The organism is Maribellus sp. YY47 (assembly GCF_023111095.1).
GTDB lineage: Bacteria > Bacteroidota > Bacteroidia > Bacteroidales > Prolixibacteraceae > Draconibacterium.
Genome location: NZ_JALGYW010000023.1, coordinates 30,989 through 46,865, shown reverse-complemented (window position 1 = coordinate 46,865; position 15,877 = coordinate 30,989). Strand labels below are relative to the sequence as shown.

At 43.8% G+C, this 15,877-nt stretch carries 16 protein-coding genes; 2 read left to right on the top strand and 14 right to left on the bottom strand.

What is annotated here, in order from left to right; genetic code table 11:
* Positions 1–46 precede the first annotated feature (46 nt).
* From MR764_RS16795 to rpsO, 3 genes are all read right to left on the bottom strand, one after another.
* Complete coding sequence (locus MR764_RS16795; RefSeq protein WP_247980607.1) at positions 47–529, bottom strand: hypothetical protein; 483 nt, start codon at positions 527–529, stop codon at positions 47–49.
* Between the two features lie 284 nt (positions 530–813).
* Entirely contained in the window at positions 814–3,105 is a 2,292-nt protein-coding gene (gene pnp, locus MR764_RS16790; RefSeq protein ID WP_247980606.1) for a polyribonucleotide nucleotidyltransferase, read from the bottom strand.
* A 102-nt stretch (positions 3,106–3,207) separates the two neighbouring features.
* Complete coding sequence (gene rpsO / locus MR764_RS16785; RefSeq protein WP_247980605.1) at positions 3,208–3,477, bottom strand: 30S ribosomal protein S15; 270 nt, start codon at positions 3,475–3,477, stop codon at positions 3,208–3,210.
* 495 nt (positions 3,478–3,972) lie between these two features.
* Here rpsO and MR764_RS16780 point away from each other — a divergent pair, with 495 nt between their 5' ends.
* Positions 3,973–4,416: a hypothetical protein gene (locus MR764_RS16780; RefSeq protein WP_247980604.1), complete on the top strand. Its 444-nt coding sequence runs from the start codon at positions 3,973–3,975 to the stop codon at positions 4,414–4,416.
* Here MR764_RS16780 and hydF read toward each other — a convergent pair.
* From hydF to MR764_RS16745, 8 genes are all read right to left on the bottom strand, one after another.
* The gene (gene hydF / locus MR764_RS16775; RefSeq protein ID WP_247980603.1) at positions 4,413–5,639 is read right to left on the bottom strand and encodes a [FeFe] hydrogenase H-cluster maturation GTPase HydF; all 1,227 of its coding nucleotides are present in this window, start codon (positions 5,637–5,639) and stop codon (positions 4,413–4,415) included. The two genes, MR764_RS16780 and hydF, sit on opposite strands and share 4 nt — an antisense overlap.
* 101 nt (positions 5,640–5,740) lie before the next feature.
* Positions 5,741–6,055, bottom strand: a complete 315-nt coding sequence (locus MR764_RS16770) for a hypothetical protein (protein WP_247980602.1) — start codon at positions 6,053–6,055, stop codon at positions 5,741–5,743.
* A 187-nt stretch (positions 6,056–6,242) separates the two neighbouring features.
* On the bottom strand, positions 6,243–6,563 hold the full coding sequence (locus tag MR764_RS16765; RefSeq protein ID WP_247980601.1) for a hypothetical protein: 321 nt from the start codon (positions 6,561–6,563) through the stop codon (positions 6,243–6,245).
* A 188-nt stretch (positions 6,564–6,751) separates the two neighbouring features.
* Positions 6,752–8,146, bottom strand: a complete 1,395-nt coding sequence (locus MR764_RS16760; protein ID WP_247980600.1) for an aspartate ammonia-lyase — start codon at positions 8,144–8,146, stop codon at positions 6,752–6,754.
* Between the two features lie 18 nt (positions 8,147–8,164).
* Positions 8,165–8,320, bottom strand: coding sequence for a GxxExxY protein (locus tag MR764_RS20310; RefSeq protein ID WP_282189240.1), 156 nt, complete (start codon positions 8,318–8,320; stop codon positions 8,165–8,167).
* A gap of 10 nt (positions 8,321–8,330) precedes the next feature.
* Positions 8,331–8,540 (bottom strand): GxxExxY protein, encoded by a 210-nt coding sequence (locus MR764_RS20305; protein WP_282189239.1) that lies wholly within the window; start codon positions 8,538–8,540, stop codon positions 8,331–8,333.
* A 77-nt stretch (positions 8,541–8,617) separates the two neighbouring features.
* Positions 8,618–10,009 (bottom strand): [FeFe] hydrogenase H-cluster radical SAM maturase HydG, encoded by a 1,392-nt coding sequence (hydG, locus tag MR764_RS16750; RefSeq protein WP_247980599.1) that lies wholly within the window; start codon positions 10,007–10,009, stop codon positions 8,618–8,620.
* A gap of 25 nt (positions 10,010–10,034) precedes the next feature.
* Positions 10,035–10,280, bottom strand: coding sequence for a TM1266 family iron-only hydrogenase system putative regulator (locus MR764_RS16745; RefSeq protein ID WP_247980598.1), 246 nt, complete (start codon positions 10,278–10,280; stop codon positions 10,035–10,037).
* A 293-nt stretch (positions 10,281–10,573) separates the two neighbouring features.
* Between MR764_RS16745 and hydE the strand changes: the two genes are divergently transcribed.
* Positions 10,574–11,626, top strand: coding sequence for a [FeFe] hydrogenase H-cluster radical SAM maturase HydE (gene hydE, locus MR764_RS16740; protein WP_247980597.1), 1,053 nt, complete (start codon positions 10,574–10,576; stop codon positions 11,624–11,626).
* Between the two features lie 340 nt (positions 11,627–11,966).
* On the opposite strand, the gene MR764_RS16735 is transcribed toward hydE, so the two are convergent.
* The 3 genes from MR764_RS16735 to MR764_RS16725 all read right to left on the bottom strand — a co-directional run bounded on the left by MR764_RS16735 (position 11,967) and on the right by MR764_RS16725 (position 15,855).
* A complete protein-coding gene (locus tag MR764_RS16735) occupies positions 11,967–12,689 on the bottom strand; it encodes a DUF5715 family protein (protein WP_247980596.1) in 723 nt (240 codons plus the stop codon).
* 396 nt (positions 12,690–13,085) lie between these two features.
* Entirely contained in the window at positions 13,086–14,660 is a 1,575-nt protein-coding gene (locus MR764_RS16730) for a SulP family inorganic anion transporter (RefSeq protein WP_247980595.1), read from the bottom strand.
* Between the two features lie 376 nt (positions 14,661–15,036).
* Positions 15,037–15,855 (bottom strand): ion transporter, encoded by an 819-nt coding sequence (locus MR764_RS16725; protein ID WP_247980594.1) that lies wholly within the window; start codon positions 15,853–15,855, stop codon positions 15,037–15,039.
* Between the last annotated feature and the right edge of the window lie 22 nt (positions 15,856–15,877).

Genomic DNA, 15,877 nt, shown 5'->3' with positions numbered 1-15,877 from the left:
CCTAAAATTAGAAGCTTTTTACGATTTGCTCTTTTTTTGTTGAAAACTACATGATTCTTTTTTGCTCTCTGATTCGGCGATCTTTGATACTTCCTGTAATGTAGGAGGCTACCAACCCAACGCTGATTGCGCCGAAAAGCAGCTCGATGCCAAACTCAGGGATCAGTTTCATTAGTCCAAATCCCAATACGAATCCGGCCACCAACCCGTAAAGGGCATGCAGGTAACTAAAGTGAAAAGGAGGATAAAATCCATGTTCGTTTTGGATGTGTTTTGAAAGACGACTAATCAGTCGGTCGTAGTTACGTCGTGCTTTTCCGGGTACTCCGATGGCCTCGTCAACAGACTCAACTGCTTCTTTAATGTTGATCTGTTCTTTCTGACAGTGCGGGCAGGTTTGTGAGAACTGTTCGACGCGCTCGATATTGCGTTTAAACTCCGCGATTCGAAAGAAGCGAATATCGCGGTCTTTTACATTCTCGAGTTTCGAATCAATTAATTTTATGATTTCAGATGACCAGGATTCCATGCCTTTAAATTTAGAGAGCGAAGTTAGGAAAAGGAATGGAAATTAGTTTAGAGTTCAGTGTTCAATGTTCAGAGTGGTATGCAGTCTCAGTTCTCAGTTCTCAGTTTCAGGTTGCAGTTTTAATGAGATAGCTCTAATTGATCGTTTGCAATTTTACACTTTAACAGTCATGTATTGTTGCGTTTCTTCCATTCAATCCCTGAATTCTTCAATCCTTCAGCCCATAAAAAACGCCCCACCAACAGGCAGAGCGTTTTAAATATGCTTTTTGAATCGGAATTCAACTATTCTTCACGACGCGGGCGGAAATCCCTGCGGTCGCCACCTCTGCGATCGTCTCTGCGATCACCTCCTCTGCGGTCGCCACCACGGAAATCGCGACGGTCGCCACCACGGCGGTCGCCACCACGATCACCGCGATCTTCTCTCGGAGGACGTTCCACATAGCCTTCCGGTTTTGGAAGAAGTACTTTACGTGAAAGTTTCAGCTTGCCGGTTTTTTCATCAACACCGATCAGTTTTACTTCCATCATCTCGCCTTCCTTGCAGAAGTCTTCAGCTTTTTCCACACGGTTCCAGTCCATTTCAGAAACGTGAAGCAACGCTTCTTTTCCTGGAAGGATTTCGATGAAAGCACCAAATGCAACAACTGATTTTACCTTTCCGGTATAAACTTCGCCAACTTCAGGAATAGCTGTGATGGCTTTGATTCTTGCTTTAGCTGCTTCAATGGGTTCAAGTCCTGCTCCCGAGATTTGTACTTTACCAACATCGCCAACTTCTTCAATAACGATAACAGTCTGGGTTTCTTCCTGGATAGCCTGAATCACTTTTCCACCAGGTCCGATCACCGCACCAATCATGTCTTTCGGTATCTGAACGGTTTCGATACGTGGTACATTTGGTTTGTAATCTTCGCGTGGTTCAGAAATAACTTCCATCATTTTGCCCAAAATGTGCAAACGTCCTTCTTTGGCTTGCTGTAATGCCTGCGCCAGTACTTCGTACGAAAGACCGTCCACTTTAATATCCATCTGCGTAGCAGTGATACCATCGGCAGAACCGGTTACTTTGAAGTCCATGTCACCCAGGTGGTCTTCGTCGCCAAGGATGTCAGAAAGAACCGCAAATTTATTGGAACCTTTATCTGTGATCAATCCCATTGCGATACCAGATACCGGTTTTTTCATTTTGATACCTGAATCCATCATGGCCATTGTGCCCGAGCAAACTGTTGCCATCGATGAAGAACCGTTTGACTCCAGGATATCGGTAACAATACGAACTACATATGGGAATTCATTTGGAACCATATTTTTCAACGCACGAAGTGCCAGGTTTCCGTGACCAATTTCACGGCGTCCCAGTCCGCGCGGAACTTTTGCTTCGCCAACACTGAAAGGAGGGAAGTTGTAGTGCAGCAGGAATTTTTCTTTTCCCTGAACGGTCACACCGTCAATGATTTTTTCATCCATTTTGGTACCCATGGTCACTGATGTCAGCGCCTGAGTTTCTCCACGGGTGAAAATAGAAGAACCGTGTGCTCCCGGCAGGTAGTCCACCTCTCCCCAGATTGGGCGGATTTCGTTGGTTTTTCTGCCATCCAGACGTTTACCTTCATCAAGGATCATGCGACGCATCGCTTCTTTTTCCACGTCGTGGTAGTATCTCTTGATCAGACTAACTTTTTTGTCCAGCTCTTCGTCTTCAGCATTTTCAGCTTTAAACTTTTCGATCCACTCATCGCGAAGGGCTTCGAAAGCTCCGTAACGTTCGCTTTTGTTAGTGATCTGCTGTGTTGCAATCGCATAACACTGTTCGTAAAGCTCAGCTTTTACACGGGTGCGAAGTTCCTCGTCGTTGTTTTCGTGGCAGTATTCACGTTTTACAACTCCCAGTTCAGCAGCAAGTTCTTCCTGAACTTTACAGTGCTTTTTAATTTCATCGTGAGCTACTTTGATGGCTTCGAGCATAACATCTTCTGTTACCTCTTTCATTTCGCCTTCCACCATCATGATGTTGTCGTGCGAAGCACCTACCATGATGTCAAGGTCAGCTTCTGCCAGTTGCGAGTAAGTCGGGTTAATGATGAATTCACCATTTACACGAATCACACGAACTTCAGAAATTGGAGTAGTAAATGGAACATCTGAAACAGAAATAGCGGCCGAAGCTGCTAAGCCTGCCAGCTGGTCTGGCATTTCATCTTTTCCAGCAGAAATTAATGAGATCATCACGGCAGTTTCTGCGTGATAGTCTTCCGGGAAAAGCGGACGAAGTGCACGGTCTACTAAACGTGCTACCAAAATTTCCTCATCACTCGGGCGCGATTCTCTTTTTAGAAATCCGCCGGGGAAACGGCCTGCAGCCGAAAATTTTTCGCGGTAATCAACTGATACCGGCATGAAATCAACATCTTCTTTGGCTTCTTTGGCTGATACAACCGTAGCCAGCAACATGGTGTCACCCATTCGAACCACTACCGAGCCATCAGCCTGCTTGGCTAACTTCCCGGTTTCAATGGTAATCGTCCTGCCGTCGGCAAATTCGATTGTTTTAACTGTTGCGTTTACCATAATTTTACAATAAATCTTTAAATTTTAAATTACAATGGGTGGTGAGGTTTTGCAATTTACAAAAAAGAAAGGCAACACCAATGCATTGCCTTTCATTATAATTTACTTACGTAAGTTCAATTCTTTGATAATCGCACGGTAGCGTTCGATATCTTTTTTGATCAGGTAGTCAAGCAAGCTTCTGCGCTTTCCTACTAATTTAATCAATGCACGACGAGTGCTGTGGTCTTTTTTGTTTTTTTTCAGGTGTTCAGTAAGGTGATTGATCCGGTAAGAGAACAATGCAATCTGACCTTCTGCACTTCCTGTGTCTTTAGCGTCTTTGCCATGCTGGGCAAAAAACTCTTGTTTTTTTTCGCTTGTTAAATACATGTTTTTAAAAGAACTATTTGTTATACAATGTTTAAGTCGCAGCATCGCAGTCAATAACAACGACTTAAAATTATTTCGGCGCAAAAGTAGGTAAAAAGTTTTTGATTTACAAACAGATAATTGTGCGATTATATTGGGTTTTTGCATTAGCAGGAAAAAGGTCTGTTGTTGGCAATGAAAAACAGATTGGAGTTATTGTTAGTGATTGAAAGCGAGGATATTCACCGAAATATGTTAATAAGTACATGTGTAAATGTTCTTTTTTATCGGACGAAGTTAGTAGTATTGTAATACCCTTATTTTTTATCATTAATTGGAGTTAGGGGTGGCTGGTGAGCTGCCCTTTTTTCCCTCGAAACATCTTCCATTTTTATTTCACTGAATCTTTCTGATAATTTATTTGAAGGCTTAACCCAAGCTTTGATTTCTGCGTTTTATTGATTTGAAAATTAAACTTTTGGATGTATTTGTTGTCCAATCGTCAGATTAATCGCTATGAAACAAAACACATTGCTGTCAAGATTTACTTCGTGGTTGGTATCGCCCGCGGTTTTTGGAAGTATCTCCAAAAATTTTCCGGGAGAATGGCGCCTTTATGAATATTACGTTGATGAAAAAGAGGGGCTCCTTCATTTTCTGCCGGAAGATTTGAAATGCGAAAATCAAATGATGCAGCTGATTTTTTCTGAAGACAATTTTGTGGTCAAAGCTCAACTCCCTGTATCGTTGATTCAGAATTTAAAAAGCGGGGCATGGAGCGTGGCCAAAAATTTCATCACCTTTGTCGATTCTGCAAACTTTCGCAACAATATCGAATTTCAGTTTGCCTTCGAAAAAGGAAATCTCAAACTTCTAAAAAAGGACGAAAGAGGAATGATTGAGTTCTTTGGATTCTTTAAACCGATTGACGGGAGTCAGCAATCAATCAAAAATTCTTAACGGGATTTACTTTTATATAATTCGAGAGCAGCAGGGAAAGGTTGAAGCGCCCGTTCGAAAATCCCCAGAGAATAGGCAATTGTCAATCCGTAATTGGTGATAGGGACTCCAGCCTGACGTGCTTTCATAATGCGACTCAGCATTTCTCTTCTGTTCCACATGCACGCCCCGCAATGAATAATCAGTTTGTATTCTCCGACGTTTTTCGGGAAATCGTGTCCGCGCATATTGTCGATTTGCAGTTTCCCTCCCACGCACTGTGTCAGCCAGCGGGGAATTTTTACGGTGCCAATATCTTCTCCAATCGGATGATGCGAGCAGGCCTCGGCAATCAACACTTTATCTCCTGTTTTTAACTGGTCGATGGCCATGGCGCCTTTAACCATTTCGGTGAGGTCGCCCTGAAAACGCGCAAAAAGAATGGAAAACGAAGTCAGCGGTATTTCCGGCGGAGTGTCGGCAGCCACTTTTAAAAAGGCCTGAGAATCGGTTACTACCAGCTTGGGTGGTTTGTTGAAGCGGGATAAGGCTTCCCGAAGTTCCCGCTCTTTTACCACCACCGAAAAACAATCGTTGTCGAGCAAATCGCGAATACTCTGTACCTGCGGAAGAATCAGCCTTCCTTTGGGAGCTTCTTTGTCGATCGGTACCACCAGTACTGCAGCTTCACCCGGTCCTACCAGGTCGGCCAGAATACTTGGGCGGTTGATATAATCGTCGGGAGCCGAGCGTAAAAGCTTTTGCCTTAATTCTGGAATGCCGGCACCGGTTGCAACCGAAGTCTGTACATAGTTGACTTTTACCGAATCAAAATCTGCGGTTAACGATAAATTCTCGGTATGCAGGTCGCATTTATTGAAAACAATGATAAAGGGAATGTCGCGGTCTTTCAGCTCGTCCATGAGTTTTTGTTCGTATTCGCCAAAATCCCCGAAGTTGGTGACGATCAGTCCCAAGTCGGTGCGGTCGAAAACTGCCAGTGTTTTGGCAATTCGTTTTTTGCCCAGGTCGCCTACGTCGTCAATTCCCGCTGTGTCGATAAATAGCACCGGGCCCAGCGGAAGCAATTCCATTGGTTTTTCTACCGGATCGGTGGTGGTGCCGGCTACGTCTGAAACAATGGAAACATCCTGATTCGTGAGAGCATTTAATATGCTGGACTTACCCGCATTTCTTCTTCCAAAAATACCAATGTGTAAACGGAATGTTTTTGGTGCCCTCATTTTGTCTGTTGCTTTTATTTAATGATTCACTTGAATAGGCTGCAAAATTAGCCAAAAAAAGGGTGCTTTGGGCACCCTTCTGAATTATAAGCCGTAGATGGTTATTTCTTTTCTCCGCAACAGCTTTTCTTTGCTGTTGATTCCGATTTTTGTGCACCACAGGTTTTCCCCGAAGCTGCACAACTTTTCTTTTGTGTCTCAGTACACCCGGTTGCTTTCTTGGTTTCTTTAGCTTGAGTTTTTTGCTTCTCCGTTTTCTTTTTGTCTTTTTCTTCTTCCTGAGCCGCAATATTGTTGTTGTCGTTAGCCTCTATGGTAACAGTATTCTTTTTTACAGAAGCCATTTTTGCAGAAGTGTTGGCAAACGATACACCGTAAGCAACAACCAGAGCCAGAATTAATAAAGTTTTCTTCATTGTGAATTTAATTAAAGGTTAATGATCTTTGAAAATTACATTTGTTCGTAATGCGTGATTTATCTGTTTTTTCTGCTTGGAAATATAGCATTTTTCGCTGAAAATAAATGATTGGTCATTGCGCTACATAAAAAAACCACCTGCCAGATAGACAGATGGTCTTTCGATATAAGGAAAAATTCTGTAGTTATTTCTTTTCTCCGTCGCAAGATTTGCTGCAGTCCGATTTTTTAGCTGCACAACCTTCCGATTTAGCTTCTGATTTTCCTGCACAACCTTCTGATTTTGCTTCTGATTTTCCAGCGCATCCTTCCGATTTAGCCGCAGCTTTCGTTTCTGATTTTGCTTCTGATTTTGTAGCTTTTTTCTCTTTTTCTTTTTCAACGTTGTCTTTTACTTCAACGGTAACTGTTACATTGTCGTTCTGTGTAACAACAGGCGCTGAAGTCATCGCCATCGATAAACCGTATACGGCTACAAATGCAAGAGCAAATAATACTTTTTTCATGATCATTAATTTTTAAGTTATAAAATAAAATTCTCTTTTATTCTAATTTAGACTCAATATTAACAATATTCAGATAAAAATCCAAGTGAATATTAAGATATTTTTATATTAAATTAGGTCGAGCGTGTTTTGGGCTGAAATTCAGCATGTTGCAATTTGTTAACGAGCTGTTAATGTCAGTTGCTCAGTTAGTTGCCAAGTTTACAGACAGCCTCGGGACTGATAAGTTCTTCAAATTCCTTTTCTGTTAAATACCCCAAATCAGTGGCTGCTGCTTTCACTGTTATTTCCTTCTCTTTGATAAATTGGGCAATTTTACTGGCTTTTTCATAGCCGATTGCCGGCACAAGTGCTGTGATCGTAGCTGTAGAATTTTCGATATTTCTTTTGCAGATCAAACGGTTTACAGTAATGCCCGAAACACACTTTTGGGTGAAAATCAATGCAGCATTCGACAATAAATCCAACGAATTCAGCAATGTATCTGCGATTAAGGGCATGAACTGATTTAACTCCAGATTGCCGGAACTGCTGGCTTGTGCAATTATCTGGTCATTCCCCATAACTTTTATCGCGGCTTGAGCCACTGCCTCCGGAATAACAGGATTGACTTTTCCGGGCATGATGGAAGACCCCGCCTGCAGTGCAGGAAGATTTATTTCACCTAATCCAGCATGTGGGCCGCTGGCAAGCAGACGCAGATCGTTACTTATTTTTAAGAGATTGGTGGCACAAGCTTTCAAAATGCCCGATACTTCTACAAAAACATCGGTGTTCTGCGTTCCATCAATCAGGTTTTCGCTGCGTGCAAGTCCGGTATTGGTATTTTCGCGTAGTTTATCGGTTACCCTGAAAATAAACTGTCGGGGTGCTCCCAGACCGGTACCAATTGCCGTTCCTCCCAGGTTAATCACCCGCAAACGCTCTTCGCATTTGTAAATTCGCCAGCGGTCGCGGTTAAATGCTTCCGCGTAAGCGCTCATTTCCCTGCCTAAAGTGGTAAGCACCGCATCCTGCATTTGTGTGCGCCCGATTTTAACCACATCGGCAAATTCCTTTTCCTTTTGTTGAAAAGCTTCCTGCAAAGCCAAAATGTTTTGCTCCAGAATACGAAGCAGACGAATTGCAGCTATTTTTAGGGCTGTTGGATAAGTGTCGTTGGTACTTTGGTGGAGGTTAATATCGTCGAGAGGAGAGATGGCTTCGTAATCGCCAGGGATTTTGTCCATGATCTGCAGGGCCCGGTTGGCGATCACTTCATTCACGTTCATATTGGTCGAAGTTCCTGCACCTCCCTGCAAGGCATCTACCAAAATATGTTCGTTTAACAATCCTGCAGACAATTCGGCGCAGGCCTTTTCAATGGCATCGGCTTTGGCTTCATCTTTCCAATAACCTAATTGATGATTAATCTGCGCACAGGCCAGTTTTACTTCGCCGTAAGCTTTTATCAGTTCAGCGTGAACCGGTCTTCCTGAGAGCGGGAAATTCTCCATCGCCCTGGCGGTGTGGATGCCCCTCAGAGCATCGGCAGGAATTTGTTTGGTGCCAAGCAGATCGTATTCCTTCCTTGTCTGTACCATGATTTTCTTGATTTTGGATTACATGAGTTTGTTGTTATGAACTCTTTTAAATTGGAGACTATTAGCGCCAAAATTAATAAGCAAACCAATTTTCATCTGATAAGCTTCCAGATAATTCATGGCTTGATTCAAATGAGAGTCATCCAATTCGCTTCTGGCTTTTATTTCAACCATTATTTTATTTTCAACAAAAAAAATCAACCCGTCTTGTGCCTATTTCCAAATCACGATAAAAAACAGGCGTTACTTTTTCTCTTTCGAAATTTATATTCTGATGATCGAATTCGATGGCCAAAGCTCTTTGGTAAATTACTTCCTGAAAGCCATTTCCAAGAGCCCGGTGAACTTGCATGGCACAACCTATTATTTTATGGGTAAGTTCTTCGTGTTCCATATTTTGCCTGATTTCCCATAAAGTTAGAATTAATCAGGCAATCAGGAAAGTCCTTGAAATCAGGGTTCAGACTTTTGTTAGCAATAAACATCGTCTCTGCCTGATTCTACCCGTTTCACCAGTTTTTCAGCACGCTGGCGAGCCACACCCGACATGTTTTCAATGGTTTGCTGAATAAGCTGATTTCCTGCTTCAACCGTTTCGGGAGATCCAAAATTCTGCAGGTATTCTTTGAACGAACTTAAAGCATTTGGCCCGCAATGCAGCTTAATATCTCCCGGTTTGGCCAGGTCCATAAAATCCTGCCCGGTGCGTCCAAGCCGGTAACAAGCGGTGCAGAACGATGGAATGTAACCCATTGCAGCGACATCGCGGATCACCTCGTCAAGCGAGCGGTGATCGCCTAAACTGAATTGTCCGGAAATATCGTCTTCCTCCTCGTATCCGCCCGGATTGGTTTTACTTCCCGCAGAAATCTGGCTAACACCCATGGCAAAGGTTTCGCGGCGCATTTTGGCCGTTTCGCGTGTCGACATGATGATTCCGGTGTAAGGCACTGCCAGGCGAAGAATGGCAACGATTTTTTTGAAATCGGCATCCGAAACCGGATAAGGAGGATTGGACGCCATATCGCTGTTGGTTGCTGGTTCCATCCGTGGCACACTGATCGTGTGTGGCCCGACTCCAAATTTATCTTCCAGTTCGTTGATGTGCTGAATCATCGCCAGAATTTCAAAACGGTAATCAAAAAGCCCGAATAAAACACCAATTCCCACATCGTCGATACCTGCTTCCATGGCACGGTGCAAAGCCCAAACCCGCCAGTTGTAGTCTTTCTTTTTTCCGCCTTTGTGCACTTTGGCGTAAGTTTCGCGGTGGTAAGTTTCCTGGAAAATCTGATAAGTTCCGATCCCGGTATTTTTAAGCGCCTTGAACTCATCCACAGTTAGTGGTGCCACATTTACGTTTACACGCCGAATCTCGCCATGTTCCGATTTTACACTGTAGATGGTTTTTACGGAATCGAGTACATATTGCAAACCTTCTTTGGGATACGATTCTCCGGCAACAAGCAGAACTCGTTTGTGTCCCTGTTTGATCAGTACTTCCACCTCGCGGGCAATGTGCTCCTGTGACAAGGCATGTCGATTGATCCCTTTATTTGAAGCACGGAATGCACAATACAAACATTCGTTGGCACAAAGATTTGAAATGTAAAGCGGGGCAAACATAACAAGTCGTTTCCCGTAAATGGTATCTTTTACTTTGTTGGCGGTATTGTAAAGTTCTTCCAGCATTTCCGGCTCCTGAATGCAGGTGAGAACGGCCACTTCGTCGAGTGTAAGGCCCTTCATCTCATTTGCGCGGGCCAGAACTTCTCGTATTCTGGATACATCCGGATTCTGGTTGTTTTCCAGTGCATCCCAAACTTTTTGTTCGTTGATAAAATCGGCAGGTACGTTATACATAGCGGTTAAATTTTTTTAGTGGATGTTATTGTTTGGCAAGTCCCGATTTCACCGAAACACCCGGAATACTTCCCAGTTTTCCGGTTAAGCGGCCCAGCTCGTCGGTAGTGGCATCAATCACAAGTGTAATCACCGAAGCATTTTCTTTTACTTTCGGCAAGCCCGTGCGTGCGAGAATCAACTCTGAGAAATCGCTTAATACTGCATTGACCTGAGTCGCACATTTTTCACGGTCGTCAATGATAATGCCAACAAAACCCAAACGTTTCATTTTATTGAATACTTAGAATTTAGAACTGAGTCATCAGACTAAAACGGATTAAACAAATAAATACTGCGGGAATAATAAGGAAAGCAGATCAATCAATAATAGCTAAAGATCAATCGATTTATGGTTTCCCTAAAGTCAGCCGCAGCCTTCCCGCAGGAATTCGAAGCAAAAGTAAACTTAATTTCAATAGATTACCATGAGAAAAGTCTGAATCGGCATTTCCAGGGCAAACTTAATTTCAGCTTAGCAAAACGACTAAAAATACTATTTTTGCAGGCACAAATTTACGAGCATTGGATAGAGAAGAGATCATACGCTTATTGAAAGTAAAAGGAACAGAACGCACCGAGCTTCTGCAACGTGCCCGCGAAGTAAAGATCCGTGAAGTAGGCAACAAGGTTTACTTTCGGGGTTTGATCGAATTCTCGAATGTGTGTTCGAAAGATTGTTTGTACTGCGGCATTCGGAAAGGCAACGAAAAAGTGTTGCGCTACGATGCCAAAGACGAAGAAATCTTGGATGCCTGTCGGTTTGCGTGGGAGAACCGTTTTGGTTCGGTGGTGTTGCAATCGGGCGAATTGTCGTCGCCTGCTTTTGTGAAACGCGTGGACGATCTGCTGAAAAAGATCAAGCAAGTTTCGAACAACGAACTGGGAATTACCCTGAGTTGCGGGGAACAGTCGCTGGAAACTTACCGCCGCTGGTTCGAAAGCGGTGCACATCGGTATTTGCTACGGATCGAATCATCAACCCAGGAATTGTACTACAAGATCCATCCCGAAAACGATCATCATTTATTTGAAAAGAGACTGGAAGCATTGGCTGCTCTCAAAGAGGCCGGTTACCAGGTGGGAACGGGTGTCATGATCGGACTGCCGTTTCAAACCTACGAACACCTGGCCGACGATCTGCTGTTTTTCAAAAAACTCGACATCGATATGTGCGGAATGGGGCCTTACATCGAACATGCCGACACTCCGCTTTACGAACACCGGCACGTGCTGATGAGCAAACAGGAACGTTTTGACCTGGCACTGAACATGGTGGCGGTTCTGCGTTTGCTGATGCCCGATATCAATATTGCGGCAGCTACGGCTTTGCAGGCCATCGATCCGGCAGGGCGTGAAAAAGCGTTGGCAGTGGGGGCCAATGTGATCATGCCCAACCTTACTCCCTGCGAATACCGCGAGGAATACCAACTGTACGAGAACAAACCTTGCCTTGACGAAGATGCCGAGCTTTGCCGGAACTGCCTCGAAGCGCGTATCAGTTTAGCCGGTGCCGAAATTGGTTACAGCGAGTGGGGCGATTCCAAACATTTTCATCAGCGGAATAAAACAAACTGATTCTGAGGAATCACCAACAGAAATGAAAGTTAAAATGTATACTCCTGTCCGGGATTTGTTTTTGATTTTTAATGCAGGATATCCAATGTAGAATTCTCAATATCCAATTTCCTGCATTTTGTTGGATATTTTACATTCAAAATTGAGAATTGGATATTTTTTAACATTGACTTTCAGAAAAATATTAAAGCGGATAGACACTTAACTATCAGCAAAAACATCGCTTGCTGTTTGTTTTTTTTGATGCCTAAAAAGGTATCCTGTAATTACTGTTTTGCGGTCTTTGCGTTTTCTTATTTGCTTTGCGTGAACCTTTTTATGAGTCAGGATGAGTTGCAGTTTAATCTGTGACCGTGATGTGAAAACAGCGTTCGTTACGTTCGGTAACCACCACGCAGCGGCCTTCTTTCCGCAATTCGCCAATGGCTTCGGAAAGTAATTTGCTGGCGCGGCCATCGGTCACTTCGGCTTCGTTCCAAAACAGCGTTCGCTTCATCACCGTGAAATACGGAATATCGAAAGTTGTGGCATACAAATGCGAGGTATTGGGAGAAGCGTTTCCGTTGCTGCGGCTTAGCTTTTTCTGGTTTTCGGTGGTGCGCAGCAGCGAACTTATCTGGTAATAATAGTGTGGCAGATCGTGCTCGTCCAGTTTTTGCGAGAACCGCTTGCCCAGTTCTTCCAGGAAATTTTTGGCAGAAGGTGTGAGGTAGGGATGCGAATGCGTAAGCGGACAAATGCGGTAATAGCCGTTGTCGGAAATGTGTTCCAGTTTCCCGGTTTTCAATAACTCAGGAACACCGATTTCTAGTTGCTCGTTGGTTTTGAAAGGTGCGATCCCGTTCTTTTGGGCGTATTTCAGGTGTTTTAAATTCAGGTCTGTGTACCAGTCCACTTTTACCGTGCCGATGGGAGCCGGGTGAAGCATCGCGTTTACCTTCTTCTTGGCCGGAAAATAAAGAACAAGCCCCGCAAGTGCAATTACTGCCAGCACGATTAAGCGAATCTTGTATTTCTTTTTGAGTCGGCGTTTTTTACGTTTCGTGCGTTTTTCTGCTGTCAATGTTGTCCTGTTTTTCTGAGGTGGAAAATTATACCATTTTCCTGATTATTCAATTAAAAAGTATGATTCGATACAAATGTTTTCCTGCCGGAGGCCTTCATCTTTGCCTTGACGCAAAGACGAAGCAGAAAAGTCAAGGCTGATTTTTATCTTCACCCATTATCTTCATCCTGACTAAGTTCGGACGGGTGATCTCCTCGGTTCCTCGGAGCTTCCCGCTCTCTCTAAGTCAGTATTTCGATTCCGGGATCGATAAAAATAGGCCATCCGTTTTTTGATTGCCTCTGGTTGCAAATCCTGAACTTGTTCGATGATTCAAAAAAAGTCAAAAGAATACGTGCTAAGCCTGCTCCTTCGTTCGAAAATGCTGTAGAACGGAATGATTATTAAATGATCTTATTTCGACAGGCGATTGTAATGGTCGATGGCCACAAAATAATTGGGGTCTTCCAGCACATTTACATCGCAGATCTTTTCGGCTTTTTTCACCAGTTTGATGCAGTCCTTGCTCAGGTGGCGCAGGTGAATGTTTTTCCCCACTTTCTGGTAGCGCTCGGCCAGCTTGTTGATGGCTTCAATGGCCGACTGGTCCATGATGCGCGATTCCTTGAAATCAACAATCACTTCATCCGGATCGTTTTGAACATCGAACTTGGTTTGAAAAAGGGTCGTCGATCCAAAAAACAGGGGGCCAAAAATCTCGTAGTGTTTGATTCCGTGTTCATCGACGCTTTTGCGTGCCCGGATGCGCTTGGCATTTTCCCACGAGAAAACAAGCGCCGAAACAATTACGCCCGATAAAACCGCCACCGCGAGGTCGAAAACAACGGTCAATCCGGTCACCAGCACAATCACAATTAAATCAGACACCGGGATTTTATTGATGATCTTAAAGGTGCTCCAAGCGAAGGTGCCGATCACCACCATAAACATTACACCCACCAGGGCAGCAATCGGTATCATTTCAATATACCCCGACGCAAAAAGAATGAACATCAGCAGCATAATGGCCGCAACAATTCCGGAGAGACGACCGCGCCCGCCCGATTTTATGTTGATGATGCTTTGCCCGATCATGGCACAACCACCCATTCCTCCAAAAAATCCGTTGATGATGTTGGCGGTTCCCTGTGCCACGCACTCGCGGTTGCCGCTGCCGCGTGTTTCGGTGAGTTCGTCGACCAGGTTCAGCGTCATCAGCGATTCAATTAAACCCACGCCTGCCAGGATCAGCGAGTAAGGTAAAATCAGTTTCAGGGTTTCGAGGCTAAAGGGAATCAGGGGGACATTAAACGTGGGTAGCCCGGCTTTGATGCCTTCGCCGCCGCCCGACTGGATAAAGGATTTTACGGTTTCGGTTTCGATGTTTCCAAAAATAACAAGGGCCGAAACCACCAGTATACCCGCCAGCGCGGCCGGTATGGCTTTGCTGATTTTGGGCAGCACAATCATAATCGCCATGGTGAGCGCCACCAGCCCGAGCATGGTGAAAAGGGGCGCGCCGCTGAGCCACTCGCTGCCCGCTTTGAACATGTTCAGCTGCGAAAGAAAGATCACAATGGCGAGACCGTTTACAAAGCCCATCATGACCGAATGCGGTACCAGGCGAATAAACTTTCCGAGCTTGAAAATGCCAAAAAGGTTTTGGATAATCCCGGTCAGGATAAGGGTGGCAAACAGGTATTGCAGGCCCTGCATTTCGCCCATGGTATTTCCTTTTTGCACCAGGCTTACCATCACCACCGCCATGGCCCCGGTAGCGCCCGAAATCATTCCCGGTCGGCCGCCAATGAGCGAGGTAACCAGCCCCATCATAAAAGCGCCGTACAAGCCAACAATGGGAGAGACTCCGGCTACAAAAGCAAAAGCCACAGCCTCGGGCACCAAGGCCAGCGAAACGGTTAATCCCGAAAGCAGATCGTCTTTAATACTGCCTTGTTTTTTATCGATAAACTGAAATTGAAACTTCATGGTGATTGTTTTGTGGAACGTTTTTTCTTTGTCTGAAAATGGTTTGCTTGCAAGCGATGTGTTTGACCGTTCCCTGAATAATTTTAAAATGTTGCCGTAAGATCAGCGCGCGAAAATAGTTCTTAATCTGAAAGATACGTGACGTTGTGTCCTTTTTGTCAGATTGTTAATGTTGAGGTAAACTGCTGGTGTGTCTGTAAAAGTTAACGGAACGAAATATCTTTTCGAAGCACTAAGGCTCTAATTGTCGTTCAACTCTTTCGAAATGATAATTGGGGAACAATTTGTTGATATCAGGGAATATACACCGAATCAACTTTTGTAGAATGTCGGATAGGATTCTGTTGCAGTATTTTATTCGCCTCTTAGTGTCAAATTATTCATTAATTGGATGACCACAATGCGGGCAAGCTTTTTCTTGAGAAACATGCTTTCGTTTTTCAATTTTTCCCATAAATCCTGCACTGATTAATCCTGTTGGCAGTGCAATAATACCTATTCCAAGTAAGGCGATTATTCCGCTTATGCATTTTCCCAAACCGGTGACCGGATAAACATCGCCATAGCCAACCGTCGTCAGTGTTGCAATGGCCCACCAAAAGGAAGCCATTATATTGGGGAATTGTTCAGGTTGTTTTTCTCCTTCAACATAGTACATTGTGAACGACGCAATCAGAAGAATTAGGAAGGTTACAAATCCTGTGACCGCTAATTCTGACTTCTTTTCCTTTACAACAGTCCAGATTAAGTTCAAGGAATCATTATATCTGTTGACTTTCAGTATTCTGAGAAATCGTGTTAAGCGTAACGCCCGTAAAAATCTCAAATCCATTTTTATAAGCATTGGCAAATAGAACGGTAGAATGGCCAACAGGTCGATTAAGCCATAGCCCGAAAAAATAAATTTAAATGCTGATTTTGTCCTGGTCTTGGCTGGGTGAGTTAAATCGGAAACATACAAACGCAGCACGTATTCAATGGTGAATACAACAATTGAAAATACATTGAACCCTCTAAGTAAGCGGCGATATTCATTGTTGATCTCGGGGATTGACTCGAGAATTATTGAAATCACACTGAGGATAATCAGTGACATTATAAAATAGTCGAAGTATTTATTCATTCGATTGCCATGTGATCCTTTTTCTACCAGTCGATATATTCTGGTTTTAATGAAATTGTTTTTAAAAGTCATTGAGTCGTGTAATTCAAGAGTT

Excerpts from the sequence above, each read along its gene's own strand:
- MR764_RS16795 (WP_247980607.1), bottom strand. The coding sequence starts at position 529 with ATGGAATCCTGGTCATCTGAAATCATAAAATTAATTGATTCGAAACTC.
- pnp (WP_247980606.1), bottom strand. The coding sequence starts at position 3,105 with ATGGTAAACGCAACAGTTAAAACAATCGAATTTGCCGACGGCAGGACG.
- rpsO (WP_247980605.1), bottom strand. The coding sequence starts at position 3,477 with ATGTATTTAACAAGCGAAAAAAAACAAGAGTTTTTTGCCCAGCATGGC.
- MR764_RS16780 (WP_247980604.1), top strand. The coding sequence starts at position 3,973 with ATGAAACAAAACACATTGCTGTCAAGATTTACTTCGTGGTTGGTATCG.
- hydF (WP_247980603.1), bottom strand. The coding sequence starts at position 5,639 with ATGAGGGCACCAAAAACATTCCGTTTACACATTGGTATTTTTGGAAGA.
- MR764_RS16770 (WP_247980602.1), bottom strand. The coding sequence starts at position 6,055 with ATGAAGAAAACTTTATTAATTCTGGCTCTGGTTGTTGCTTACGGTGTA.
- MR764_RS16765 (WP_247980601.1), bottom strand. The coding sequence starts at position 6,563 with ATGAAAAAAGTATTATTTGCTCTTGCATTTGTAGCCGTATACGGTTTA.
- MR764_RS16760 (WP_247980600.1), bottom strand. The coding sequence starts at position 8,146 with ATGGTACAGACAAGGAAGGAATACGATCTGCTTGGCACCAAACAAATT.
- MR764_RS20310 (WP_282189240.1), bottom strand. The coding sequence starts at position 8,320 with ATGGTTGAAATAAAAGCCAGAAGCGAATTGGATGACTCTCATTTGAAT.
- MR764_RS20305 (WP_282189239.1), bottom strand. The coding sequence starts at position 8,540 with ATGGAACACGAAGAACTTACCCATAAAATAATAGGTTGTGCCATGCAA.
- hydG (WP_247980599.1), bottom strand. The coding sequence starts at position 10,009 with ATGTATAACGTACCTGCCGATTTTATCAACGAACAAAAAGTTTGGGAT.
- MR764_RS16745 (WP_247980598.1), bottom strand. The coding sequence starts at position 10,280 with ATGAAACGTTTGGGTTTTGTTGGCATTATCATTGACGACCGTGAAAAA.
- MR764_RS16730 (WP_247980595.1), bottom strand. The coding sequence starts at position 14,660 with ATGAAGTTTCAATTTCAGTTTATCGATAAAAAACAAGGCAGTATTAAA.
- MR764_RS16725 (WP_247980594.1), bottom strand. The coding sequence starts at position 15,855 with ATGACTTTTAAAAACAATTTCATTAAAACCAGAATATATCGACTGGTA.